This is a genomic window from Psychrobacillus sp. BL-248-WT-3, from assembly GCF_012843435.1.
Classification (GTDB): Bacteria; Bacillota; Bacilli; order Bacillales_A; family Planococcaceae; genus Psychrobacillus.
In genome coordinates, this window is sequence record NZ_JABAFC010000023.1 from 26136 (window position 1) to 50123 (window position 23988).

The 23988-nt window shown below is 38.2% G+C and carries 21 protein-coding genes and 2 tRNA genes; 20 read left to right on the forward strand and 3 right to left on the reverse strand.

Annotated features, from left to right (window positions below; all coding sequences use genetic code 11):
* Window positions 1-93 precede the first annotated feature (93 nt).
* The 12 genes from pth (at window position 94) to HF876_RS12375 (ending at window position 11660) form a co-directional block, all read left to right on the forward strand.
* Window positions 94-657, forward strand: coding sequence for an aminoacyl-tRNA hydrolase (gene pth / locus HF876_RS12320; protein WP_169360355.1), 564 nt, complete (start codon window positions 94-96; stop codon window positions 655-657).
* A 46-nt stretch (window positions 658-703) separates the two neighbouring features.
* Window positions 704-934, forward strand: coding sequence for an anti-sigma-F factor Fin (locus tag HF876_RS12325; RefSeq protein WP_169360356.1), 231 nt, complete (start codon window positions 704-706; stop codon window positions 932-934).
* 91 nt (window positions 935-1025) lie between these two features.
* Window positions 1026-4553 (forward strand): transcription-repair coupling factor, encoded by a 3528-nt coding sequence (gene mfd, locus HF876_RS12330; RefSeq protein ID WP_169360357.1) that lies wholly within the window; start codon window positions 1026-1028, stop codon window positions 4551-4553.
* A gap of 88 nt (window positions 4554-4641) precedes the next feature.
* Complete coding sequence (gene spoVT, locus HF876_RS12335) at window positions 4642-5178, forward strand: stage V sporulation protein T (protein WP_169360358.1); 537 nt, start codon at window positions 4642-4644, stop codon at window positions 5176-5178.
* 85 nt (window positions 5179-5263) lie between these two features.
* Entirely contained in the window at window positions 5264-6874 is a 1611-nt protein-coding gene (locus HF876_RS12340; RefSeq protein WP_169360359.1) for a putative polysaccharide biosynthesis protein, read from the forward strand.
* A 12-nt stretch (window positions 6875-6886) separates the two neighbouring features.
* The gene (gene yabN, locus HF876_RS12345; protein WP_169360360.1) at window positions 6887-8347 is read left to right on the forward strand and encodes a bifunctional methyltransferase/pyrophosphohydrolase YabN; all 1461 of its coding nucleotides are present in this window, start codon (window positions 6887-6889) and stop codon (window positions 8345-8347) included.
* Window positions 8348-8351: 4 nt separating this feature from the next.
* A complete protein-coding gene (locus tag HF876_RS12350) occupies window positions 8352-8642 on the forward strand; it encodes an RNA-binding S4 domain-containing protein (protein ID WP_169360361.1) in 291 nt (96 codons plus the stop codon).
* Between the two features lie 170 nt (window positions 8643-8812).
* Window positions 8813-9115, forward strand: coding sequence for a sporulation protein YabP (gene yabP / locus HF876_RS12355; protein ID WP_169360362.1), 303 nt, complete (start codon window positions 8813-8815; stop codon window positions 9113-9115).
* On the forward strand, window positions 9112-9630 hold the full coding sequence (gene yabQ / locus HF876_RS19375) for a spore cortex biosynthesis protein YabQ (protein WP_169360363.1): 519 nt from the start codon (window positions 9112-9114) through the stop codon (window positions 9628-9630). Before yabP ends, yabQ begins: the two co-directional genes overlap by 4 nt.
* An 11-nt stretch (window positions 9631-9641) precedes the next feature.
* A complete protein-coding gene (locus tag HF876_RS19265; RefSeq protein ID WP_251556968.1) occupies window positions 9642-10040 on the forward strand; it encodes an FtsB family cell division protein in 399 nt (132 codons plus the stop codon).
* 143 nt (window positions 10041-10183) lie between these two features.
* Complete coding sequence (locus HF876_RS12370; RefSeq protein ID WP_169360364.1) at window positions 10184-10615, forward strand: S1 domain-containing RNA-binding protein; 432 nt, start codon at window positions 10184-10186, stop codon at window positions 10613-10615.
* Window positions 10616-11201: 586 nt separating this feature from the next.
* On the forward strand, window positions 11202-11660 hold the full coding sequence (locus tag HF876_RS12375; RefSeq protein WP_169360365.1) for a DinB family protein: 459 nt from the start codon (window positions 11202-11204) through the stop codon (window positions 11658-11660).
* A gap of 462 nt (window positions 11661-12122) precedes the next feature.
* On the opposite strand, the gene HF876_RS12380 is transcribed toward HF876_RS12375, so the two are convergent.
* The 3 genes from HF876_RS12380 to HF876_RS12390 form a co-directional block, all read right to left on the reverse strand.
* Window positions 12123-12854 carry a nucleotidyltransferase domain-containing protein gene (locus HF876_RS12380; protein WP_169360366.1) on the reverse strand — a complete coding sequence of 244 codons (732 nt, stop codon included), beginning with the start codon at window positions 12852-12854 and terminating at the stop codon, window positions 12123-12125.
* A gap of 67 nt (window positions 12855-12921) precedes the next feature.
* Window positions 12922-12993 (reverse strand) — tRNA-Glu (locus tag HF876_RS12385).
* Window positions 12994-13000: 7 nt separating this feature from the next.
* A tRNA-Met gene (locus HF876_RS12390) sits at window positions 13001-13074 on the reverse strand.
* A gap of 296 nt (window positions 13075-13370) precedes the next feature.
* Here HF876_RS12390 and HF876_RS12395 point away from each other — a divergent pair.
* From HF876_RS12395 to cysK, 8 genes are all read left to right on the forward strand, one after another.
* Window positions 13371-15743, forward strand: coding sequence for a SpoIIE family protein phosphatase (locus tag HF876_RS12395; protein ID WP_169360367.1), 2373 nt, complete (start codon window positions 13371-13373; stop codon window positions 15741-15743).
* Between the two features lie 67 nt (window positions 15744-15810).
* A complete protein-coding gene (gene tilS, locus HF876_RS12400) occupies window positions 15811-17202 on the forward strand; it encodes a tRNA lysidine(34) synthetase TilS (RefSeq protein WP_169360368.1) in 1392 nt (463 codons plus the stop codon).
* A 15-nt stretch (window positions 17203-17217) separates the two neighbouring features.
* Complete coding sequence (gene hpt / locus HF876_RS12405) at window positions 17218-17760, forward strand: hypoxanthine phosphoribosyltransferase (RefSeq protein ID WP_169360369.1); 543 nt, start codon at window positions 17218-17220, stop codon at window positions 17758-17760.
* A gap of 154 nt (window positions 17761-17914) precedes the next feature.
* Window positions 17915-19948 (forward strand): ATP-dependent zinc metalloprotease FtsH, encoded by a 2034-nt coding sequence (gene ftsH, locus HF876_RS12410; protein WP_169360370.1) that lies wholly within the window; start codon window positions 17915-17917, stop codon window positions 19946-19948.
* A gap of 110 nt (window positions 19949-20058) precedes the next feature.
* Window positions 20059-20841, forward strand: coding sequence for a type III pantothenate kinase (locus tag HF876_RS12415; RefSeq protein WP_169360371.1), 783 nt, complete (start codon window positions 20059-20061; stop codon window positions 20839-20841).
* The gene (hslO, locus tag HF876_RS12420; protein WP_169360372.1) at window positions 20842-21723 is read left to right on the forward strand and encodes an Hsp33 family molecular chaperone HslO; all 882 of its coding nucleotides are present in this window, start codon (window positions 20842-20844) and stop codon (window positions 21721-21723) included.
* Window positions 21707-22636, forward strand: a complete 930-nt coding sequence (locus HF876_RS12425; protein WP_169360373.1) for a peptidyl-prolyl cis-trans isomerase — start codon at window positions 21707-21709, stop codon at window positions 22634-22636. The genes hslO and HF876_RS12425 overlap by 17 nt, the downstream gene beginning before the upstream one ends.
* A 378-nt stretch (window positions 22637-23014) precedes the next feature.
* Window positions 23015-23938, forward strand: coding sequence for a cysteine synthase A (gene cysK / locus HF876_RS12430; protein WP_169360374.1), 924 nt, complete (start codon window positions 23015-23017; stop codon window positions 23936-23938).
* The last annotated feature ends 50 nt before the right edge of the window (window positions 23939-23988 follow it).

Sequence of the window (23988 nt, forward strand, 5' to 3'; positions counted from 1 at the left end):
GGTGATGTTCCAAGTGAACAAACTGATTTATGGGCTTTACTCATCCCTCTTATGTTAAAATAAAAGAAATAAGGTTAAAAGGAATGGAAAGAAATGAAAATGATCGTTGGCCTAGGAAACCCAGGCAAGCAATATGAAGGAACAAGACATAATATTGGTTTTCATGTAATAGATGAACTGTCCAAGCGTTTAAACATTCCCCTCAATCAATCAAAATTTAATGGAATGTACGGCGCTGGCTTTGTAGGAACTGAAAAAGTGATGCTTCTAAAACCTTTAACATATATGAATTTATCGGGAGAATGTATCGTTCCGATGATGAATTATTTTGATGTAGAGGATGAGGAATTAGTTGTTATTTATGATGATTTAGACTTACAAGCCGGGAAGCTACGACTTCGCCAAAAGGGAAGTGCGGGAGGTCATAACGGGATTAAGTCCATCATTCAACATTTGGGTACACAGGAATTTAATCGAATTCGAATAGGAGTGGACCGTCCAAAAAACGGGATGAAGGTTCCAGACTATGTACTCTCCAATTTCACCAATGAAGAAAAACCAGAAATTGATTTAGCGATTAAAAAGAGCGCGGATGCTTGCGAACAATGGTTTACGAAGAGCTTTCTTGAAGTAATGAATGTTTTTAATGGTGCATAAAAGTTGAAGTAAAAGCCTATACTTCCTAAAAAGGGGGTTAATGGCTATGCCGATTCGTTATAGATGTCGCCATTGTGAAACAGAAGTTGGTCAGCTACCATTCGATTCCATAGACGAGGCTTTTTTAGAAAAACACAATATTGAGCCAGAAGAACAACACATATATATACAACCGGGGGCTGAGGGAGATTATACGATACAGTGTATTTGTGAAGAGTGTCAAACCTCTTTGCAAAAGTTTCCTAGCTATTATGCATTAAAAAAATGGATACAGTAAACGCTTTGGCACACTTCGTGCACAAAGCCTTTTTCTGTTTTTAATTGTAGCGTAAATCGTTTGTATGTTTATTAGATAAGGGTGGGTGAAAATGGAATTACTAAGTAATGTATTAATCGAAGATAAACAAATGCAAAAGCTAGTGAAAGATTTAGAGAATGGTATAGACCAAACATTAATCACGGGTCTATCAGGAAGCGCACGTGCTGTCTTTACTAAAATGCTTCATAAGGAATTAGATAAACCCATTCTGATTGTTACACCGAACCTTTTACACGCTCAAAAGCTTGCTGAGGATTTAGTCAAGCTAATTGGAGAAGACTTAGTTCGTTTATACCCAGCCGATGAATTGATAGCTGCAGATATAACTATTGCCAGCCCCGAATTGCGTGCACAACGTTTAGAAACATTAGATCACATGTTAAATATAAAAAAAGGTGTCTATATTGTTCCAGTGTCTGGCCTGAAAAAGCGAATGGGGAACGTAGAGGATTGGAAAAATAGCTCCATCTCCCTGAAGGAGGGAGAGGATCTTGTATTAGACAATTTCCTGCAAGGTTTAGTAGACATGGGTTATGTACGTCAGCCTATGGTTACCACTCCAGGAGAGTTTGCATTACGAGGCGGTATTATAGATATATATCCACTATATTTGGAAGATCCTATTCGGATAGAGTTATTTGACACAGAAGTAGATTCCATTCGTACCTTTTCTGCAGAGGATCAACGGTCATTAAAAAAATTAAAAGACGTTCGTATTTTACCTGCGACTGAATATGTTTTAACAAAAGAGAAAAAAATGATGCTAGCACAAAAGCTCGAGGAAGCATTAGCGGAAAGCTTGAAAAAGGTTAAGCTGTCGGATATTAAAGAAAAATTTTATCAAAATATACAACAGGATATAGAACTTTTAAAACAAGGAGAACAACCAAAGGAGTTTATGAAGTACATCTCCTTGATAGAAGAAGACAGCTTTTTAGGAAGTTATTTTGATCCACAAGGAATTGTTATGTTCGATGAGCTTGGAAGAATCCAAGAAGTAACAGAGACTTTGGAAAAAGAAGAAAATGATTGGTATCTTTCCTTATTAGAAGAAGGAAAGACTGTCCACAGTGTAAAACCATCGTACCACTTGAAAGAAATCATTCATATGCTTTCTAACTATAAGGTGTACCTATCATTATTTTCACGTACTTTTTCTGGCATTGTTATAAAGAAGGCGATGAGCGTTTCGTGTAAGCCTATGCAAAATTTCCATGGACAAATGCATCTGCTAAAAAATGAAACGGAGAGATTTGCTCAAGGTAAATTTAGAGTAATTATTTTAGCAGATGGTAAAGACCGTGTTCAAAAAGTCCATGCGGTTCTAGAAGATTATGAAATAGTTTCTCAGATTGGTACGTCTACAAATGATTTAAATAACCCAGGAATTTTTATCGTAGAGGGAGACCTGGAAGCAGGTTTCGAATTACCTCTTCAAAGAATAGCCGTCATAACGGATTCGGAATTGTTTAAGCAAAAGAGTAAGAAAAAATCTCGTACACAAAAAGTGACGAACGCTGAACGTATAAAAAGCTATTCAGAAATAAAGCCTGGAGACAATGTTGTACATATCCATCATGGGATAGGGAAATATATAGGAATAGAAACCTTGCTTGTGAACGGCGTTCATAAAGACTATTTGCATATACGTTATCGAGGCGAGGATAAACTCTATGTACCAGTAGATCAAATAGATCTTATCCAAAAGTATGTTGCTTCAGGGGAAAAGGATCCAAAGCTTCATAAATTAGGCGGAACCGATTGGAAGAAAACAAAATCCAAAGTTTCAGCGGCAGTTCAAGATATTGCAGATGAGCTGATCAAGCTCTACGCTAAGCGTGAGGCTGAGGTTGGATATGCTTTTGAGCCTGATGGAGAGATGCAGCACACCTTTGAGGCAGCTTTCCCGTATGAGGAAACCGAGGATCAGCTACGGACAATTCAAGAGGTTAAACGAGACATGGAGAGACCAAGACCGATGGATCGTCTAGTTTGTGGCGATGTGGGCTATGGTAAGACCGAGGTTGCGATCCGTGCTGCTTTTAAAGCTGTGATGGAAGGAAAACAGGTAGCATTTCTATGTCCTACTACCATTCTTGCGCAACAACATTATGAAACGATGTTGGAACGTTTTCAAGACTTCCCAATTGAGGTAGGGATGCTAAGCCGTTTCCGCACAAAGAAGCAACAGGCAGAAACAATTACCGGACTGAAAAAGGGTCTAGTGGATATAGTAGTTGGAACTCACCGTATCCTGTCAAAGGATGTAGAATATCAAGATTTAGGGCTATTGGTAGTGGATGAGGAGCAACGTTTCGGAGTTAAGCATAAAGAAAAGATTAAGCAGCTTAAAACAAACGTTGATGTTTTAACGCTTACTGCCACTCCAATTCCTCGTACCCTCCATATGTCGATGATTGGAGTACGGGATTTATCCGTTATCGAAACTCCCCCTAAAAACCGTTTCCCAGTGCAAACATATGTAATGGAATATAACGGAGCTTTAGTTAGGGAATCTATTGAGAGAGAACTGGCTAGGGGAGGACAGGCATTTTTCCTATACAACCGCGTTGAGGACATCACTCGCAAGGTTGATGAGATCCAAATGTTAGTCCCAACGGCTAGAGTAGGCTATGCACATGGGCAAATGTCCGAGAAGGAGCTAGAGTCTGTCATTATCAGCTTTTTAGAGGGAGAGTATGATGTCCTTGTGACAACTACTATTATAGAAACTGGAATTGATATACCGAATGTTAATACGTTGATCATCCATGATGCGGATAAAATGGGGCTGTCCCAGCTGTATCAGCTACGTGGACGCGTAGGTCGTTCTAATCGTGTGGCCTATGCCTACTTAATGTATCAAAGGGACAAAGTGTTAACTGATGTAGCAGAAAAAAGGCTACAGGCGGTTAAGGAATTTACAGAGCTTGGATCTGGCTTCAAGATAGCGATGAGAGATTTATCTATCCGAGGAGCAGGAAATCTATTGGGCTCACAGCAGCACGGATTTATTGATTCGGTAGGATTTGATCTATATACGCAAATGCTAGAAGAAGCTATACAAGAAAAACAAACTGGAACTAAAAAAGAAGAAGTACAAGATATTGAAATTGTATTAGGAGTAGAAGCATATATTTCAGATGAGTATATTGCAGATGGATATCAAAAAATTCAAATGTATAAGCGAGTCAAGGCAATGGAAACAGAAGAAGAGTATTTGGACATTGTTGAAGAATTACAGGACCGTTTTGGAGATATGCCTCTAGAAACGGAAGTACTTCTTAGAATTGCTCGTATGAAGGTCTGGGGTAAAATTGCTGGAATAGAATCTATTAAAGAAGCCAATAAGATAACATCCATTAGGCTGAGTGAGTCTGGAACACAATCTATTGATGGTGCATTACTGTTAGAGGAAACGATGAAGTTTGGTCGTGCTGTAGGCTTTAATGTAGATAAGGGCAACTTAGTTGTCACCATAGATGAACGTAAAATAGGAAAGTTAAATACGTTTGATGTATTAGAAGAAATAATGAGTTTATTACCTAAAGCAAAAAAGAAATTAGAAGTAAATTAACGTATTGCATATTATTGGGTAATGTGAGGCATACTATGGCAGAAATGAACTTTAATTTCCATTCTGTCGAAAGAGAGGCACACATTACATGAAAGCAACAGGCATAGTACGTAGAATTGATGATCTAGGTAGAGTTGTAATTCCAAAAGAAATACGTAGAACCCTTCGTATACGAGAAGGTGATCCTTTAGAAATCTTTACAGACCGAGAAGGAGAAATTATCCTAAAAAAATATTCTCCAATTAGTGAGCTTGGAGACTTTGCAAAAGAGTATGCTGAAACGCTTTATGAAACGTTAGGTACGCCAGTACTTATTAGTGATCGCGATGAAATGATTGCTGCAGCAGGGTTATCTAAGAAGGATTATTTAAAACGTCGTTTAAGTTCCGACGTTGAGGATGTAGTGAATAATAGAACAATGGTAGTGGAAAAGCATGAAAACTCAGTAGAATGGGTACCGGGAGTAGTTGAAACAGTTAAATCCTACTGTATCGCTCCAATCATTGCTTCTGGTGATCCGATAGGCGCTATATTCCTATTCTCTAAAGTGCATTTTATCGGAGAAGCAGAAATGAAAGCTATCGAAACAGCAGCTAATTTCTTAGCAAAACAAATGGAGAGCTAAATGAACCTTCCTCTTGTACAAGAGGAAGGATTCTTTATATTCATGTATAATAGTGCTATTGCTGGATGGAAGAAGGATTTTAAAAATGAGTAATGATTGGAATATGAAATCGTATATGAAGGGCGCTGCCATGTTAACGGTGGCAGCAATTATCGTGAAACTACTTAGTGCAGTTTATCGCGTACCCTTTCAAAACCTAGTCGGCGATGAAGGCTTTTACATTTACCAACAGGTTTATCCTTTTATTGCGATTATTACAACTTGGACTTCTTTTGGCTTTGCTATAGCACTTTCCAAAATTTTGTCTGATTATAAAGCGAATGGGAAAACCTTTGCAATCCCTAAAATAAGAAAAATTGCTTTTTATTATATCGGAATTATCTCTATTATATTTTTTGTTTTCTTATTTTTTGGTGCAAACTTATTAGGCAGTTTTATGGGAGATGTCCAACTAGCTCAGCTTTTAAGAGCAGGATCCTATGTCATTCTGCTTATGCCGCTCCTTGCAGTCCTAAAAGGAGAATTTCAAGCAGAGGGACGAATGGGCACGGTTGCTTATGCTCAGGTACTAGAGCAGGCCATTCGTGTTTCGGTTATTTTGCTCGGGACCTGGATAGTTCTCTTAAATAGCTTGGATTTATATAAAGCGGGTAGTATGGCGATGTATGGAGCAGTTGCTGGAGAATTGGGAGGAGTAGTTTTCTTAGGAATAGTCTATTGGAAGATAACAAAGAAAACAGGTAAAGAAGAAAATGTAGGACCGGTGCCTGTATGGCCCATCGTAAAGCAACTGACGATGCTAAGTATAAGTGCAAGTATAAGTGCATTGCTATTTTTACTTCTTCAACTGGTAGACTCCTTCACAGTATTTCAGTTACTAATAGATAATGGAATGGGTAGACAAGAGGCGATGGAGAAAAAGGGCGTATATGATCGAGGCCAACCACTCGTACAGCTTGGGATTGTCATCGCCTCTACCCTTTCTCTTTCTATCGTGCCTCTTGTTGCACATCGTTTAAATAAAGACAAAGGAAGAACGGCCCAACCATTTATGCAGTTGACGTTTAGAATAGCCTTTACGTTTGGAATTGCTGCCGCATTAGGACTTATTGCAGTACTTCCTTATTTAAACGAAATGCTGTTTAAAACGCGTGCAGAATCTATTACTCTCATGGTATTTTCTTTGCAGATTATTTGGATGTCTTTAATATTAACATTCATGGCTATGCTTCAAGGTGGAGGAAAGGTGAGAGTTCCAACTCTAATCTTACTACTTTGTGTGTGCTGTAAATGGATATTAAACGGTATACTAATACCTAGTTATGGTGTAATTGGTGCTGCCTGGTCGGGGAATGCTAGTTTAGCTATTGCATGTATATTGATGTTGCTTTACTTTAAAAAACAGTGGAAAATACGCTTCGCTCCCAACAGTTTTTATAAGGGAGTTGCTCATGCATCATTAGTTATGTTCGTAATCGTTATTGCTTATACTAGGCTTATAGATCATTTTCCAGTTGGAATTTTATCTAGCAGAGTGGAGGCAGTAGTCATTTCACTTAGTTCGGTAATGCTTGGTGCAATAGTTTTTATCTTTGTATTGACGAAAAGACGTGTAATTGCAGAGAAAGAATGGTTCTTACTTCCCTTTGGAAGAAGAATGGCCAAGCTTCAGCTTTGGCTAAATAAAGAAAAGTAAGGTTGTGAGAAGATGCACGAAATTACAATAATCGGACTTGGGGCTGGTGATTTAAATCAGCTTCCACTAGGGATTTATAAAAAGTTAAAAAATGCTACTCATTTATACGTTCGTACAGAACAGCATCCAGTCCTTCAGGAGCTCCAAACAGAGGGCGTAACATGGACTAGCTTCGATGCTATTTATGAAAAGAATGATCAATTTGAGAATGTGTATAAAGAGATAGTGGAAAATCTTCTGAAGCTGTCAGCTGTAAATCCGATAATTTATGCTGTTCCTGGTCACCCTTTAGTAGCGGAGCAAACCGTTCAACTATTGGTTCAGGCTGAAAAACAAGGCAAGGCAACGATTACTATAGAGGGCGGGCAGAGCTTTCTAGACCCTATTTTTGGAGCTCTTCGCATAGATCCTATAGAAGGGTTTCAATTGATAGACGGAACTAGCTTTAAGCGAGATGATATACAGATGAATTCTCACGTTTTAATAGGGCAGGTTTATGATTCCTTTAGTGCTTCAGACGTTAAGCTAACACTAATGGAAAAGTATCCGGACGATTTCGAGGTCACAATAGTGACAGCGGCAGGTTCCTCAGAAGAAGTTTTAAAAAAGGTGCCTTTATTTGAACTGGATCGGGAAATGGAATTAAATAATTTAACCACCTTATACGTTCCGCCTATTCATGAAAAAGAAAGTCGTGTAAAGGAGTGGCAAACTCTTCGAGAGGTGGTAGCCCAGCTAAGGGGTCCTAATGGGTGCCCTTGGGATAAGGAACAAACACATACAACCTTGAAAAAATATGCAGTTGAAGAGGTTTACGAGCTACTTCAAGCAATAGACGAGGAAGATGACGATCATATTGTAGAAGAGCTGGGAGATGTACTATTACAGGTTTTCTTACATGCTCAAATTGGAGAAGACAATGGATACTTCAGCTTAGAGGATGTATTAGCTTCTATAACTGAAAAAATGATTCGAAGACATCCGCATGTTTTTGGAGATGTAGAAGCAAATAGTACAGAACAAGTATTAAGTAATTGGCAGGAGATTAAAGAAAAAGAAGGTAAGAAAACGTCAAAATCTTTATTAGAGGATGAATTACGAACAGAATCGTCTCTATTGACCTCCTTTAATTATCAAAAAAGAGCTGCCAAAGTTGGCTTTGATTGGCCAGAGGTTTCTGGAGCTTGGGATAAGTTTGAGGAAGAGCTGCAGGAGTGGAAGGCTGAGCTCGTATCTAATGATAAGGAAGCGCAGACAGATGAGCTGGGAGATTTATTGTTTACCGTGGTGAATTTAGCACGTTTTTACGGACTATCTCCTGAGCTTGCCATGATGCAAGCAAATCAAAAATTCAAAAGAAGATTTGAATATATAGAACGGTGTGTTCAACAAAACAGAGGAAGCTTTGAAGATTATAACTTAGAGGAGCTTGACCAGTTTTGGAAGGATGCCAAAAAATTAGAGAGGCAGTGAGGATATGAGATTAGATAAATTTCTAAAAGTTTCAAGACTTATTAAAAGAAGAACATTAGCTAAAGAGGTAGCGGACCAAGGACGTATTACCATTAATAATAAGGTGGCAAAGGCTAGCTCTGACGTTAAGGTTGGTGACGAGCTATCTATTCGTTTCGGCCAAAAGGTTGTGACTGCATCCGTGGACGGGATTAAAGATTCTGCTAAAAAAGAAGAGGCTACATCCATGTTCACCATTATTAAAGAAGAGAGATTAGAGAAGGTAGACCCTCAGTTCATCGATGATGAAGATTAGGAGAAAGATTATCTTGGTTTTCAAAGATTACGTTTAAATTGGAAGATGATAGTCTTCCTTTCAGGCTAAATCTATTAAGAATAAATTCTTTTAAAAAAAAGCATGAGATTGTGTCATGCTTTTTTTATATGGAGCATACAATAGATTAGGACAAGGAGAGGAGAGAGTATATGCAATATCAAGCAGAGAATCAAACTATCACAATTCCGTCGGGGGATCACTTAATTTCACTTAGAAATCGTAAAAGAATGGACTTAACATCTGTAAAAGCAATCGAACGATTTGATCAGCAGGAATTTTATGTACGTACATCTCAAGGAACCCTTCATATCAAAGGAGAGGACTTGAAGATTGTCCATCTAGATGTTGATAAAGGACTTCTAACTTTGGAGGGCATTGTACGATCTATGGAGTACGATGAGGAACAAAGTTCAGACGGTGCTAGAGGATTACTTCATAAATTATTCGGATGACACTTTCTCTACAGTTTTATAGTTTAATGCTAATGATTGGCAGCGGTATTTTAGTTGGTGCTGTAATAGAAGGAACGCGTTTTATAACGGGGCATACTCCCAAGCGTTCCTTTGTTTTTAAATATCAGGTAGTGTTAGAAATAGTTATTTGGATTTTAATGGGACTAGCGACCTTTTACATTCTTTTTAATGTACGAGACGGGATTTGGAGAATTTATGATCCACTTGCACAAGTGTTAGGAATCCTCCTTTACCAGTTATTTTTTCAGCCCGTCTTTCGGTTAGCTGGAAGAATCTTTTTGCGTTTGGTAGTAAAGCCGATTTGGTTCATAATTCGGACCATTTTAAGGATTCTTGGAAAAATTATATCTTTTATCATATTTATTATCAGTTTAATAATAAAACCATTCCGTACTCCATACAAAAAATTAAAGCTATTGGCACTACAGAAATTGCCAAAAATAAGTTATAATAAAAGATACCAAAAATATAAGAAAAAATATAAGAAAAGATAGGAGAGAACGATGTGAGGCAGAGACAAATACAAAAAGAACCATACGAAAAACAAGTGGCATCTATAAATACAGATTATTTACGCTCTGTTCAACGTCGCGAATCTCGAATAAAATCTAAAAAAGTTCGGTTATTTAGACGGTTAGCAGCATTCTTTATCGTTTCAATAGCGGTAACTGGATTTTTAATAATGACCCTTGTGAACAGCCATCAAACATTAGCAGAGAAAAAGGAACAGCAGGTCCAGGTTGAAGAGGAACTAGCAAAAGTTCAAGAAGACCAAGAAATGCTCAAAATCCAAATCTCCAAGTTAAATGATGATGATTACATCGGAAAGCTATTAAGAAAAGAGTTTTTCCTTTCAGAGGAAGGCGAAATTATCTTCTCTCTTCCAGAGGAAAATGATAAGTAAATTAAAAAAAACCAATTTGAAGAGAGTGGTCTTGTTGACACTCTTTTTTTGTTAGCTATAATAAAAGATAGGATATGTATAAAAAAACTATACAAATTCATTTTTTAAGGACCGCTTAAATTTTAAGGAGGAGCATTTTTTTTATGTCAATTGAAGTAGGCAGCAAGGTACAAGGTAAAGTAACAGGAATCACTAACTTCGGAGCATTTGTCGAGCTTCCAGGAGGCTCAACTGGTCTAGTTCACATTAGTGAAGTTGCAGATAACTATGTGAAGGATATTAATGATCATTTAAAAGTGGGCGACATGGTAGAAGTTAAAGTGATGAATGTTGAAGCGGATGGCAAAATCGGCTTATCTATTCGTAAAGCAAAGCCACAAGCAGAAAGACCAGAGAGACCAGAACGTCCTCAGCGTCCACGCAGCAATAACCGCCCGAACGATCGTGATCGTCCGAGCAAAGAGAATTTTGAGCAAAAAATGGCGAGATTCTTAAAGGATAGTGAAGATCGTTTGACTACGTTAAAACGCGCAACTGAATCTAAACGCGGTGGTAGAGGCGCAAAACGAGGATAACATGCTGTCTGTTTTATCGGTAGAAAAAATGTTTAATAGATGTAGAAAGGTGCTAGCTTAGCTAGTGCCTTTTTTGTATTGGCTATGTTAAAGGTTAGGGTTGATTTATTTTATGTTGCAAAGAAATCTTAAATCAGAGAGTAGAATTGATTTTTCGCACCAGCCGGACGCTTTCCTCGGGGTGAGCGATAAGCCATCACCCATCGCTTACGCGCGTGGTTGTAATGTCTTATCTGTCTCACTCATCCCGTAGGAGTCGCCGTCTGGTGCTCCAATCAATAAATGGGAACAGCTTTGGCATCATAAAGCGCTAATAAATTTACTCGCATAAACAAAGCTAAAAACTGTCACCAACCCCAATTTCATCATCTATTTATGTTCTTAATAGCCATTTGAAGGTTCCTTTGTTTATGTTTACAGTCACTAAAAAAAATTTTTTTCAGTCAAAATCAACCAATAACTTTAACAAAGCTTTTGTATTTAAAATATTTTCAAAATACACACAACTAAGGTAATATTTACTTAGTACAACCATGAAAAAGAGAATGAATAGTTAAATCTAGGATTTAGTGTAGGAGGATGAGTGATGACTAAGGATGAAATTCTACATGCACATCAAAACTACTTACGTTGGTTGACCTTTCTTGAGAAGATGAGTGAGGATGAAGGAAATACTCCTTATCGAGAAGGGAAATGGACTCCAAACGAGATTGTAATGCATCTGGCAGAGTGGGATAAGTTTACCTTGCAGGAGCGTTTACCTCTAATGAAAGAAGGGGAAAAACATCAAGCGTACCCGAATTTCGAAGACTTCAATGCAAAAGCTGCAGCCCTTGCTCATGAACAAACATTTAAAGAAACCCTTGCTCATGCAAAAAAGCAACGTGAAGCGATCATGGCAGAGCTTCAGAAAATTGATGAAGTAGAATGGGATAAGTACTTTTATATTGGTGACCATTCAAGTACTATACGAAATTATTTTACAGACTTCATCGAGCATGACCTACATCATCAAAAACAAATAACACCGGAATATAATAACTAACCTCTCAAAAACCCGTTAGACCATTTTCAAAAGGTCTACGGGTTTTGTTCTTTGGGAAGTAAATAAGAAATTGCGATTTCCGTTCCAGTCGGACGCTTTCCGCCGGCATGGCCTCAGCCTCCTCGTCGCTGCGCTTGTGGGGGCTTCACCTCATGCTATTCCGGCAGGAGTCGCCGCCTTTCACTTCAATCACTTAGTATTCCTACTATGCAAATTAATGTTCTGCACAATTTCAAGCAATATAAAAATACATTCTGGAAAGATTTAAGTATCCTACTACAAAATTTTAGAAAGAATTAATATTTGAAGATTCTAATATGAATCAACTAATTAAACACTAGGTTTAGAAGATTATAAATGATCTACAATATGATAATCTCCATTTTTCTTTGCAGGCGCATAGTCTTTCCGATATATTATCGTACAGATATATCTCCAACTGTTGCATTAGGTTAACTATGCTTAGTGATCATCACTGGTAGGCTTGCCTAAAGAAAACCCTTCAAACAAACGCCCACCATAAGGCTGAAGCATCTCGTCGACAATCTCGACAATCTTCTCTTTTTCACGATGCTTGTAATAGGCATCGAAGGCTTCTGTAAATTTAATTGCAAATGATTCGTCAAATTGTTTCAAAGCACGATACCCCCATTTAGACGTACCCGTCCACTGCCGATTTGTTCTTAATACAAATTCATTGGCTAGATCTAAGAGGGAATGGACGACAAATAGCTCCTCTTGGGTATTTGTACAGCCAATAAAATCATCTAAAACATCTGTAAGAAAATAGCGTTTCATCGTAATAGTCTCTTTAGACCATTCCCTCGGTCCATTCGACAATAGTACGCGAGCCTCTTCTTGAATAGGGGACAATACCCCTTGCCCCTTTAATACCACTCCCTCCGCGACCATCTTTGGAAGGGAAGGCTTAGCCCTTTCACAATCCAGCTCAAAGAATTGCTTGTAGGAGCTCAAACTATGGGCAAATACCTCTATTGGCCATCCTTCTAAGTATAGAGATTCTCTATAGGAGGTGAGAATGTGCTCATCGAATATTACAATATCCAAATCAGAGGTGGAGGTACCTTCTCCTCGAACAACACTCCCAGCTAAAATGGCTCCTAGACAATGAGGAAAGTATTGCTGAACAAAATGCTCAGCTACTACAAGTGGATCACTTTTCTTCTTAAACATTTACCTGCCTCCTTTGATAAAAGGATAACAAAAAAGAGGTTGCAAGTATGCAACCTCTTTTTAAAGATGACCCCTACGGGATTCGAACCCGTGTTACCGCCGTGAAAGGGCGGTGTCTTAACCGCTTGACCAAGGGGCCGTATAAATGGCGGCCGAGGGGATCGAACCCCCGACCTCACGGGTATGAACCGTACGCTCTAGCCAGCTGAGCTAGGCCGCCGTTATAACAACAAATATCATATTACAAGCGTTTGGACAAAGTGTCAATACTTTTTTAAAAAGATATTCATAAATATTCATTTACGAAAAAAACTGACAATTTATGTGCGGATAATAACCTAGGAATACGTTGGTTTTCGAGTGGTCCAGGGCCAAATGCATCATTCAATATTTCAGGGAATTCAAAACGTGGTATATCAGGTCGAAAAGTTTTTGAGAGTGGTGCCAGGAAGAGACATACTTTTTGAGATCCACTAGGTATACTTCGAACATGAGTTGAATAGGGAGGAATACAATATGAAAACTATTTACGAACAAGAGCAAAAAAGAAGTTTCACATGGAGAAGGGTAGTTGAAAATATTCAAGCAAGAAAGGTCACCTTAACCTTAATGGCGACATTCTTTGTACTTTCATTTTTCTTAGCCCAGGTTGTTCTATTCGAAGCGTCAGTACCATTTTTCTTGCCTATTTGGGCATTGGTTAGCTTAAGATTTCAACGATTTATTCCTTGGACATTTGCAGGAGCACTATTAGGAAGCTTGACGCTTGGATTAGGGCAATTGATGATTCATGTATTTCAGGGTATTTTCTTTACGCTTCAAGGAAAGAAGCTGATAAATAAAATCCCTATTCCCTTATTTGTATTAATAGATGTCGTATTGATCCAGGTTCTTTGGCAATTCGCTTCATATGGGGGCTCAGTTCCAGTTTCTGTTTGGTTAGCGATAGGGTACGAAGGTGTATTGAGCTTGTTCATGACAATCTTTTTGTTTCAGTTGTTCATTCCATTACCCGAATTGATCCATAAAAAATGGACAATGGAAAGGATGGGCTCTGCTTTATTAATAGGGGCCCTAGTGCTAACTGGTATGTCATCCTTTATCATTGGTTATGTTTCGGTTCCATTAATACTTGCACACCTAGTAATTGCTGTTGCTGCCGCGGTAGGAGGTGTTCAACTTTCTACTGTTGTGGCAGTCCTGGCGGGCACGGTATTAAGTATTTCCACCTTAAGCTTTAGTGGAATGATTGCGGTTTATGCCTTGACCGGCTTCTTAGCGGGTCTCCATAAGAGATTTGGCAGGCTCTGGCAGGCATTCAGTATGCTTGGAGCCACATTTTTCTTTCTGCTATATGATCGAACGTTACCCTTAGATTCGGTTTATATCGGCTCATTGGTAGCGGCCTCGCTAATCTTTTTTATGATTCCTTCTGCATGGATTAAGGATTTGAAGGAACAGCTTTATCCTGACACGACGCATGTCTTATTGAGAAGACAGAAGTGGATGACTGAAAAGGTGAATCATCAGTTACAGGAATTTCAACACTTTGTGGATTTCATTACGCGTTTTATATCAGATCGATTTGAACCTAAAGCAGCAAGTGAGGAGAGGGTAGAAGCATTAGTAACTTGTCAGTCTTGTTTTCATTATGAAAAATGTTGGGGGGCAAAATCAAACGGCATACCGAGTCTAATTCAACAATGGGAGGAGCAACCTAAAAAAGCGAGGATACAGTTAGAAAAGAAAATGCAGTTTAAATGCGTTAAACCATTACAAATAATGCACGAATTAAAGGAGAGGGAGGCGAAAAGAAAGCTAGCCTATGAAATGCAGCATGGCAAAAAGATGTTTGCCTTAAAATTGAGAGATATGGGAAATCATATGAGTGAGCTGATGAACAACTTAGAAAATAATGTTGCGTTGTATACATCCCAGGAGGAAGAGGTGAAACAGAAATTTCAGCAATGCAATATTCCGTTTTATCAAATAGATGTATTGAACATTGATGTGGGTCAGATGGAGGTAGTCTGCTGTTTGCCAATAGAAGCAAGAGGTAAAATGATAGGGGAAAGGTTAATAATTCCGATTTTATATGAGCTATGGAAGGAGCCTTTTGAAATAACTTCGATGAAAGAAGTTCATCACCCATATGAACATATTCAAGTATCATTTAAATCTTCTGTCCGATTTAGTGTTTCACACGATATATTTACTTCTTCTAGTAAAAATACAATCTATTCAGGAGATGCACATGCCGTTTTCCAGCTACACCCGGGGTTATTAGCTGTTATCTTATCGGATGGGATGGGTAATAATGTAGAGGCACATAGGGAAAGTAGGAGGGTAATGCAGTTTATGAGGGAATGTCTTCATAAGAAAATGGATCCTGAGACAACTATGCATACATTGCATTATATGATGAGTCTACAAGATGACTCAGATAGCTATGCTACGGTAGATCTGGCTTTAATAGATTTACAAAAGGGAGAGTTGTGGTCCTGGAAAGCTGGTAGTATGTCTACGTATCTAATTCGAGGTAATGAGATGCGTAAAATTGAAAGTAAGCATGTGCCATTTGGCTTTTTGCCTACTTTTTCAATAGAGGCGAAAAAGGTCGATATTAAAGATGGAGATATATTATTAATGCTATCAGATGGTGTGTTTTCAGCAAATACAACAATAGAAAAACAGGAGGCCTACTACAAAAAGGTGTTACAGGACCCTACAATGAGTGCAGAAAAATTTGTGAAGATTTTAGAGGAAACCTACTCATTGCCAGGAGATGATAGAACTGTAATCTTTATGCAGGTGAAGCATGCTGTACCGGAATGGTCGATATTTTCACCAAGACAAGCCGCAAAATTTCAAGAAAAAATGGTACACTAGACTAGTATAAATGTTTATAGAGAAGTGAATTATGAAGATAGATTATTTTTAAGGGAGAGATGAGAAGATGCATCCATTCGTTCGAAAGGTGAAGCAATATATAGACCAGCACCGATTGATTGAAGAAAAAGAGCGTCTTCTTATCGCTTGTTCTGGCGGTACAGACTCTGTTGCAGTGGTACTAGCCATGAGGGAACTTGCGGTTTTTTACAGTTGTGAGCTTGGTATTGTTCATACAGATCATCAATTGCGTGGAAAAGAGTCTGCCGAGGACCTCGAATTCGTCAAGGAATTAGCTAATCGTTTAAAACTTCCTTTCTATTCTGCTGCGTTAGAGGTGATGAGTAGAGTAGAACAAGAAGGGGGAAATGTTCAAGTTATTTGTAGGCAGGAGCGTTATTCCTTTTTCGATGAGGTGATGGAAACCTATAATTATAACAAGCTTTTGTTGGGACACCATGCAGATGACCAAATAGAAAATGTCTTGATGTCGTTAATAAGAGGTACTATTAGCTCCACGATAACGGGGATTCCAAAAAAGAGACCTTTTTCAAGTGGTCAAATAATCCGTCCTTTTTTAGGTGTTACAAAGCAAGAGATTGCAACCTATCTAAAGGACCAACAACAACTTCATAGACATGACCCAAGCAATGACAAACATACATATACAAGAAATCGAATTCGCCATCGATTAGTGCCTCTCTTGAAAGAAGAAAATCCAAATATAAGCGATCGCATAATGCATTTTGTAGAGAAACAGCTTCAGGATGAAAAGTACCTTCAAGAGATAGCGGCCAAAAAGTATGAACAGCTTGTGACGGTTAATGAGGAAGGGGCATTGGTTATAGATTCTCTAAGCTTTTCTACAGTTCCCATTGCTTTACAAAGAAGAGTGATTCTACTACTATTAGAGTATCTATACAAAAACTCCGATATACTACTTAACGATCGATTGATTGAATCCATTCTCGCCGCTTGCAATAATCATGAAGGTAATGAGGTATTACACTTACCAAATGCTTTTCATCTCACTCGCCATTACAACCACATACAATTTAGCGCTCATAAAACGGCACCTGTTATACGTGGGGAATTTGTTTTGTCGGAAGATTGTTGGATCAATTGCGGTGCTGGCTTTTCCATCTACTTAACGCGAAACTTAACAGACGATCTTTCCCAAGAGAAATGGTTTGTACAATTAGAAAACCACCACTTTCCGCTTTCTATAAGACAGAAGGTACAAGGTGATCGAATACGTATCAAGGGAATGTCCTCTTCTAAAAAAGTTTCCCGTTTATTTATCGATGAGAAGGTCTTACCAGAGGATAGGATGAGTTGGCCACTGCTTGTGCAAGCTAACAATGATATAATTGCAGTAATTGGCTTACGCTACGGAGAATTATTTTCAAAGCAATACAGCTCGCAGAACTATGTGATGTTTGTAAAGCGAGATAAATGACTAGGGGGACTAGAAATGCTAGAGAAAGATATTCTAGAGATTTTATTAACAGAAGAACAAATTCAAGAAAAAACAAATGAGCTTGGAGCTATGCTTACTGCAGATTATGCGGACCAATTTCCCCTTGCTATCGGAATTTTAAAAGGTGCAATGCCATTTATGTCTGATTTGATGAAACGAGTAGATACATACATCGAAATGGACTATATGGACGTTTCTAGCTATGGAAATGCTACTGTTTCTTCTGGTGAAGTGAAAATTGTAAAAGATTTGAATACAAGTGTAGAGGGCCGAGATATTTTAATTATTGAGGATATCATTGATAGTGGGATGACATTAAGCTATTTAGTAGATCTATTCAAGTATCGTAAAGCAAAATCTATTAAGATTGTCACATTATTGGATAAGCCGACAGGCAGAAAAGTAAAGTTAGAAGCTGATTATGTTGGTTTTATAGTTCCAGATGCTTTTGTTGTTGGTTATGGATTAGATTACGCAGAAAAATACAGAAACTTACCGTACGTGGGTGTTCTTAAAAAAGAAGTTTACTCTTTTTAAATTAGAAGCTGCGAGGCTCTATGAAAGCCATTAATAGATATGAACAAAGCCTTAAAATTTTGTTCTTTTTTAGAAGGCTTTTCATTGTACGCCAAAAAAAACGTATGTTAAGATAATCATTAGTTTTTCTGTTTACCTTGTGAGGAGGCTAGGAATGAATCGAGCATTGCGCTACGCCATATTGTATTTATTGATATTTTTTGTGATTGTAGGAATATTTGCTACGTTCAATACAAATAATACCCCTACTAAAAATATTCGTTATGATGAATTTATGACTTCACTTTCAAAAGGTGATGTTACTAGCTTTTCAATGCAACCTGAACAAGGAGTTTACTTTATAGAAGGTTCTATGAAGGGCTATGAAGAAGGAGAAAAGTTTTTAACTAAACTTCCTTACAATAGTGAAAAAGTGCTAGAGAGAATAGATTCACTAGCAACTGCAAATAATGTACAAATTGATGTTATTGAAACTTCAAAAACTAGTGGCTGGGTACAGTTCTTTACCGGTCTACTTCCTTTCTTGATTATCATCATTTTATTCTTCTTCTTATTGAGCCAATCTCAAGGCGGTGGTAACCGTGTGATGAACTTCGGTAAGAGTAAAGCAAAACTGTATGATAACGACAAGAAAAAAGTGAAATTCCCAGATGTTGCTGGGGCAGATGAAGAAAAAGCAGAGTTAGTAGAAGTTGTAGACTTCTTGAAAGATCCACGCAAGTTTGTAGAAATTGGAGCACGTATACCTAAAGGGATTCTTTTAGTAGGTCCTCCAGGTACTGGTAAAACGTTACTAGCACGTGCTGTAGCTGGTGAAGCAGGAGTGCCATTCTTCTCTATTAGTGGTTCTGACTTCGTAGAGATGTTCGTTGGGGTCGGTGCATCCCGCGTACGTGATTTGTTTGAAAATGCAAAGAAAAATGCGCCTTGTATTATTTTCATAGATGAAATTGATGCAGTTGGTCGTCAACGTGGAGCAGGTCTTGGTGGCGGTCACGATGAGCGTGAGCAAACACTAAACCAATTACTTGTTGAGATGGATGGTTTTGGAGCTAACGAAGGTATTATTATCATCGCAGCTACAAACAGACCAGACATTCTAGACCCGGCTCTTCTACGTCCTGGACGTTTTGACCGTCAAATTACAGTAGGTCGCCCAGATGTTAAAGGTCGCGAAGCAGTGCTTCAAGTACATGCACGCAACAAGCCTTTAGATGATACGGTGGATTTGAAAGCAATTGCTCAACGTACACCAGGATTCTCTGGAGCAGATTTAGAAAATCTTCTAAATGAAGCTGCCCTGGTAGCTGCTAGAAGAAACAAAACAAAAATTGATATGTCAGACATTGATGAAGCAACAGACCGAGTTATTGCTGGACCAGCTAAATCTGGGAAAGTAATATCTCCAAAAGAACGTAAAATTGTTGCCTTCCATGAGGCTGGACACGTAGTAGTAGGTTTAACACTAGATGACGCAGAAGTCGTTCATAAAGTAACTATTGTACCTCGTGGCCAAGCTGGTGGATATGCGGTAATGCTTCCAAAAGAAGATCGTTACTTCATGACTAAACCAGAGCTTTTGGATAAAGTTTCAGGATTACTTGGTGGTCGTGTTGCCGAGGATATCGTCTTTGGAGAAGTTTCTACAGGAGCTCATAATGACTTCCAACGTGCTACTGGTATCGTCAGAAAAATGGTTACGGAATATGGTATGAGTGACAAGCTAGGACCAATGCAATTTGGTCAAACTCAAGGAGGAAATGTCTTCCTAGGTCGTGACTTTAACTCAGAGCAAAATTATTCCGATAAGATTGCATATGAAATTGATCATGAGATGCAAACGATGATCAAAGAGCAATACGAACGAACTAAACAGATCTTAACAGAGAAACGTGATTTGTTAGATTTAATCGCAAATACGTTATTAGATGTTGAAACGTTAGATGCTGCTCAAATTTTACATTTACAAGAGCATGGAACACTACCTGTTCGTGAATACGATCAAAACGATCAAAAGGTTGATTTGAGTAAGGAAAAGGATTCCGATGCTACAGGAGCTTCTTCTGATCCGACAATCGGTGATTTACCATCAGAAAAAGGCACGTCTCATGAGACAGGTCCTATTCTAGAAGAACGTACAGATAGTACTTCAGATCCAATTCAAGAAAAACGTCCAACTGATAAATAAAATATATAGCTGAGTGATTTTCGTCTTTAGGCGAGTCACTCAGCTTTTTTATTTCTCGGGAAATATGGTATGATGTGTTGGAAATCTACGTAAAAGTGAGGAAAATCTTCATGATACTTGTGCTTGATACAGGAAATACAAATATTGTCCTAGGAATTTACCATAATGATCAGCTGATTCATCACTGGAGAATGGAGACGGACCGTCGTAAAACAGAGGATGAGTTCGGGATGCAGGTCAAAGCACTCTTTTCTCATGTTAATATAACTTTCGAACAAATAGAAGGTATTATCATTTCCTCAGTAGTGCCGCCAATTATGTTCTCCTTAGAAGCGATGTGTAAGAAGTATTTTGGTATAAAACCCTTAGTTGTAGGTCCCGGTGTAAAGACGGGATTGAATATAAAATATGAAAATCCTCGTGAAGTCGGTGCCGATCGTATTGTTAATGCAGTAGCAGCTATTCATGAATATGGAGCACCTTTAATTATTGTGGACTTTGGTACTGCAACCACTTACTGTTATGTAAATGAAAAAGGTGAATACTTGGGTGGTGCTATAGCTCCGGGAATCGGTATTTCAACAGAAGCATTATTTGAAAAGGCTAGTAAGCTTCCTAGAATAGAACTTACAACTCCAGAGCATGTAATCGGCAAAAATACAGTTTCCGCCATGCAATCTGGTATCGTATTTGGATACGTTGGGCAAGTGGAGGGCATTGTAAATAGGATGAAAAAAGTTTCTAAAGTGAATCCTAAAGTTATATCTACAGGAGGACTTGCTCCTTTAATAGGTAATGAAACAACGATTATGGATATGATTGATCCTTTTCTTACGTTAAAAGGATTGTATTTAATTTATCAACGAAATATAGATGAAAGAGGTATGAGATAAATGAATGATTATTTAGTTAGAGCTTTAGCTTTTGAAGGAAGTGTTAGAGCATTTGCAGTTCGCACAACAGGTACGGTAGGTGAGGCACAGCAGCGTCATCAAACGTGGCCAACTGCTTCTGCCGCATTAGGTAGATCTATGACCGCTGCAGTTATGATGGGAGCAATGTTAAAGGGTGACGATAAGTTAACAGTTAAAGTAGAAGGAAACGGTCCTATTGGTCCTATGATCATCGATAGCAATGCTAAAGGTGAGGTGCGTGGATATGTAACAAATCCTCAAGTACATTTCGACTTAAACTCAGTAGGTAAGCTTGATGTTCGTCGTGCAGTTGGAACAGAGGGTACTTTAACAATTGTCAAAGATCTAGGAATGCGAGATTTCTTCACGGGACAAGTACCAATAGTTTCTGGAGAAATTGCAGAGGATTTCACTTACTATTACGCTATTTCAGAACAAGTTCCGTCCTCAGTAGGTCTAGGAGTATTGGTTAACCCAGACAACTCCATTTTGGCTGCTGGTGGGTTTATCATTCAGTTATTACCAGGGACAGATGACGAGACTATTACAATTATAGAAGAACATTTAAATAAGATGGAGCCGGTGTCTAAGTTAATCGAAAGAGGATTGACTCCAGAGGAACTATTATTTGAAATTCTTGGGAAAGAAAACGTTCAAATATTAAATGAGATGCCAGTACAGTTTGAATGTAATTGCTCTAAAGATCGATTTGGTAGTGCAATTATCAGTCTTGGGGAAAGTGAAATCCGGGACATGATTGAAGAAGATGGTGGTGCTGAGGCTCAATGTCATTTTTGTATGGAAAAATATAATTACTCAGTAAATGAATTGGAGTCTTTTATCGATGAAATCAATTCATAATAATGTTCCAACTCAACCTAAACGACGTTTAAAAACGAAACCGGTACTTATTGTACTAGGTATACTTTTACTTGGAAACTTACTTTGGTTTATAGCTTGGTTAATACCAAATGATCAACAAGCAAAGGCATCCGAAGAAGTCGCTTCAGTTGATGGAAAGATTATTACGAAAGAGCAATGGATGGCTTCCATGGAAACAATTTATGGAAAAGAAGTATTATTAGATATGGTAAACGCAGAAGTCATGGAGGCTGCTGCGAAGAAAAACGATATTAAAGTAACGGACGCAGAGATAGATCTGGAGCTAGCGCTTATTAGGTCCACAAGGGAAGGTACAGACACTTCCCTTCAAGCATATGACGATGAGATATTACGAAAGAAAATTCGATCTCGCCTTATTTTAGAGAAGGTATTAGCAAAAGATGTTAATGTAAAGGAAAAGGATATAAAGGATTTCTATGAAAATAATAAAAATCTATATAATATCCCAACTTCCTACCGTACTAGCGTTATTTACGTGGCTACAGAAGAGGAAGGGAAAGCTGTTTTAAAAGAACTCAAGGATGAATCGTCCTTTGATGGTCTGGCAAGAGAGCGTTCGACAGATCCAAGTTCTGCAAGCTTAGGTGGAGACGTGGGTTATATCTCTAAAGGTACTGATTCGATAGATGAAGCTTTAGTTGAGGCATTAGAGAAAGTTAAAGAAGGAAAGACTAGCGGAGTTATCGCTCTTAAGGATGGCCGTTATGCAATAGCACTTGTAAAGGATATATTTGAAGGACAAGCATTCTCTTATGAGAAAGTAGAAGGTCATATAAAGAGAGAGTTGGCACTAAGTCAAATACATCAATCTGTAACACAAGAATCATTCTGGCAGGAATATAAAGCAGAATGGATATATGGCGAACAGTAAAAATAAGACTTTAAACCGCCCTCCAGTGTTGGATGAATCTAACATTGGAGGGCGTTTTTTTTAGACGACGCAAGAGATTGTCGGGAATATACCATGCTGCTACTCGAAATGGATTCATTTTTGAAAACAAATGTATATAAGAGTCTAAAGTCCCGTAGAATATATAGGACAAGAATTTAAATTTTTGTTTGTACTGTAGTAAAAGGGGTAGGTTAGTAATTATGGAAATGTGTGTGAACTGCTTATTTTAAAAGAGTAGTCAATAATAAAATTTACTTTATTTGGCGAACTGTATTAATTGACAGTAGTTCTCAAAGATTGATATGATATAGGAAATAAAACCTATCAATCAAGTAGGGATTAGGAGTGAATCGTAGAATGGCAAAATTAGCGAATAGTGTAGCAGATTTAATAGGTAAAACACCGATTGTTAAATTAAACAGAGTGACTAGCCCAGAAGATGCTGAGGTTTATGTGAAATTAGAATATTTTAACCCTGGAAGCAGTGTAAAAGATCGTATTGCTCTAGCAATGATTGAAAATGCTGAAAAAGAAGGCAAATTAAATGCAGAAAGCACAATTATTGAGCCTACAAGTGGTAACACAGGAATCGGGCTAGCAATGATTGCGTCAGCAAAAGGATATAAAGCTGTATTAGTAATGCCAGACACAATGAGCTTAGAGCGTAGAAATTTACTTCGTGCATATGGTGCTGAATTAGTGTTAACACCTGGAGCTGATGGTATGAAGGGTGCAATTGCGAAGGCGCTAGAACTATCGAATGAAAACGGTTGGTTTATGCCACAACAATTTAATAACCCTGCAAACCCAGAGGTACACCGTTTAACAACTGGTCCTGAAATTGTAGAAGCATTTGACCAATTAGATGGATTTGTTGCTGGAATCGGTACTGGTGGTACAATTACAGGTGCTGGTGGCGTGTTAAAGGAAAAATTCCCGAATATCCACATTGCTGCAGTTGAACCAAAAGATTCAAGTGTCCTTTCTGGTGGTAAACCAGGACCGCATAAAATTCAAGGGATTGGCGCTGGCTTTGTACCAGAAGTATTAGATACTAAGTTATATGATTCCATTATTCAAGTTTCTAACGAGGATGCTTATGCTACTTCTCGTGAAGTTGCTAAAAGTGAAGGAATCTTAGGTGGAGTATCTGCAGGTGCTGCTATTTATGGAGCGCTTCAGTTAGCGAAACAACTTGGTAAAGGGAAAAAAGTTCTTGCAGTTATCCCTGACAACGGGGAACGTTACTTGAGTACACCTCTTTATCAATTTGAAGACTAATTTATATATGTTTCGAAAGTTAATTTCATAAGAGTTGATGTAACGAGAGG

What these genes read in the sequence shown, in the direction of transcription:
- pth (WP_169360355.1), top strand. Translation starts at nt 94, where the DNA reads ATGAAAATGATCGTTGGCCTAGGAAACCCAGGCAAGCAATATGAAGGA.
- HF876_RS12325 (WP_169360356.1), top strand. Translation starts at nt 704, where the DNA reads ATGCCGATTCGTTATAGATGTCGCCATTGTGAAACAGAAGTTGGTCAG.
- mfd (WP_169360357.1), top strand. Translation starts at nt 1,026, where the DNA reads ATGGAATTACTAAGTAATGTATTAATCGAAGATAAACAAATGCAAAAG.
- spoVT (WP_169360358.1), top strand. Translation starts at nt 4,642, where the DNA reads ATGAAAGCAACAGGCATAGTACGTAGAATTGATGATCTAGGTAGAGTT.
- HF876_RS12340 (WP_169360359.1), top strand. Translation starts at nt 5,264, where the DNA reads ATGAGTAATGATTGGAATATGAAATCGTATATGAAGGGCGCTGCCATG.
- yabN (WP_169360360.1), top strand. Translation starts at nt 6,887, where the DNA reads ATGCACGAAATTACAATAATCGGACTTGGGGCTGGTGATTTAAATCAG.
- HF876_RS12350 (WP_169360361.1), top strand. Translation starts at nt 8,352, where the DNA reads ATGAGATTAGATAAATTTCTAAAAGTTTCAAGACTTATTAAAAGAAGA.
- yabP (WP_169360362.1), top strand. Translation starts at nt 8,813, where the DNA reads ATGCAATATCAAGCAGAGAATCAAACTATCACAATTCCGTCGGGGGAT.
- yabQ (WP_169360363.1), top strand. Translation starts at nt 9,112, where the DNA reads ATGACACTTTCTCTACAGTTTTATAGTTTAATGCTAATGATTGGCAGC.
- HF876_RS12370 (WP_169360364.1), top strand. Translation starts at nt 10,184, where the DNA reads ATGTCAATTGAAGTAGGCAGCAAGGTACAAGGTAAAGTAACAGGAATC.
- HF876_RS12375 (WP_169360365.1), top strand. Translation starts at nt 11,202, where the DNA reads ATGACTAAGGATGAAATTCTACATGCACATCAAAACTACTTACGTTGG.
- HF876_RS12380 (WP_169360366.1), bottom strand. Translation starts at nt 12,854, where the DNA reads ATGTTTAAGAAGAAAAGTGATCCACTTGTAGTAGCTGAGCATTTTGTT.
- HF876_RS12395 (WP_169360367.1), top strand. Translation starts at nt 13,371, where the DNA reads ATGAAAACTATTTACGAACAAGAGCAAAAAAGAAGTTTCACATGGAGA.
- tilS (WP_169360368.1), top strand. Translation starts at nt 15,811, where the DNA reads ATGCATCCATTCGTTCGAAAGGTGAAGCAATATATAGACCAGCACCGA.
- hpt (WP_169360369.1), top strand. Translation starts at nt 17,218, where the DNA reads ATGCTAGAGAAAGATATTCTAGAGATTTTATTAACAGAAGAACAAATT.
- ftsH (WP_169360370.1), top strand. Translation starts at nt 17,915, where the DNA reads ATGAATCGAGCATTGCGCTACGCCATATTGTATTTATTGATATTTTTT.
- HF876_RS12415 (WP_169360371.1), top strand. Translation starts at nt 20,059, where the DNA reads ATGATACTTGTGCTTGATACAGGAAATACAAATATTGTCCTAGGAATT.
- hslO (WP_169360372.1), top strand. Translation starts at nt 20,842, where the DNA reads ATGAATGATTATTTAGTTAGAGCTTTAGCTTTTGAAGGAAGTGTTAGA.
- HF876_RS12425 (WP_169360373.1), top strand. Translation starts at nt 21,707, where the DNA reads ATGAAATCAATTCATAATAATGTTCCAACTCAACCTAAACGACGTTTA.
- cysK (WP_169360374.1), top strand. Translation starts at nt 23,015, where the DNA reads ATGGCAAAATTAGCGAATAGTGTAGCAGATTTAATAGGTAAAACACCG.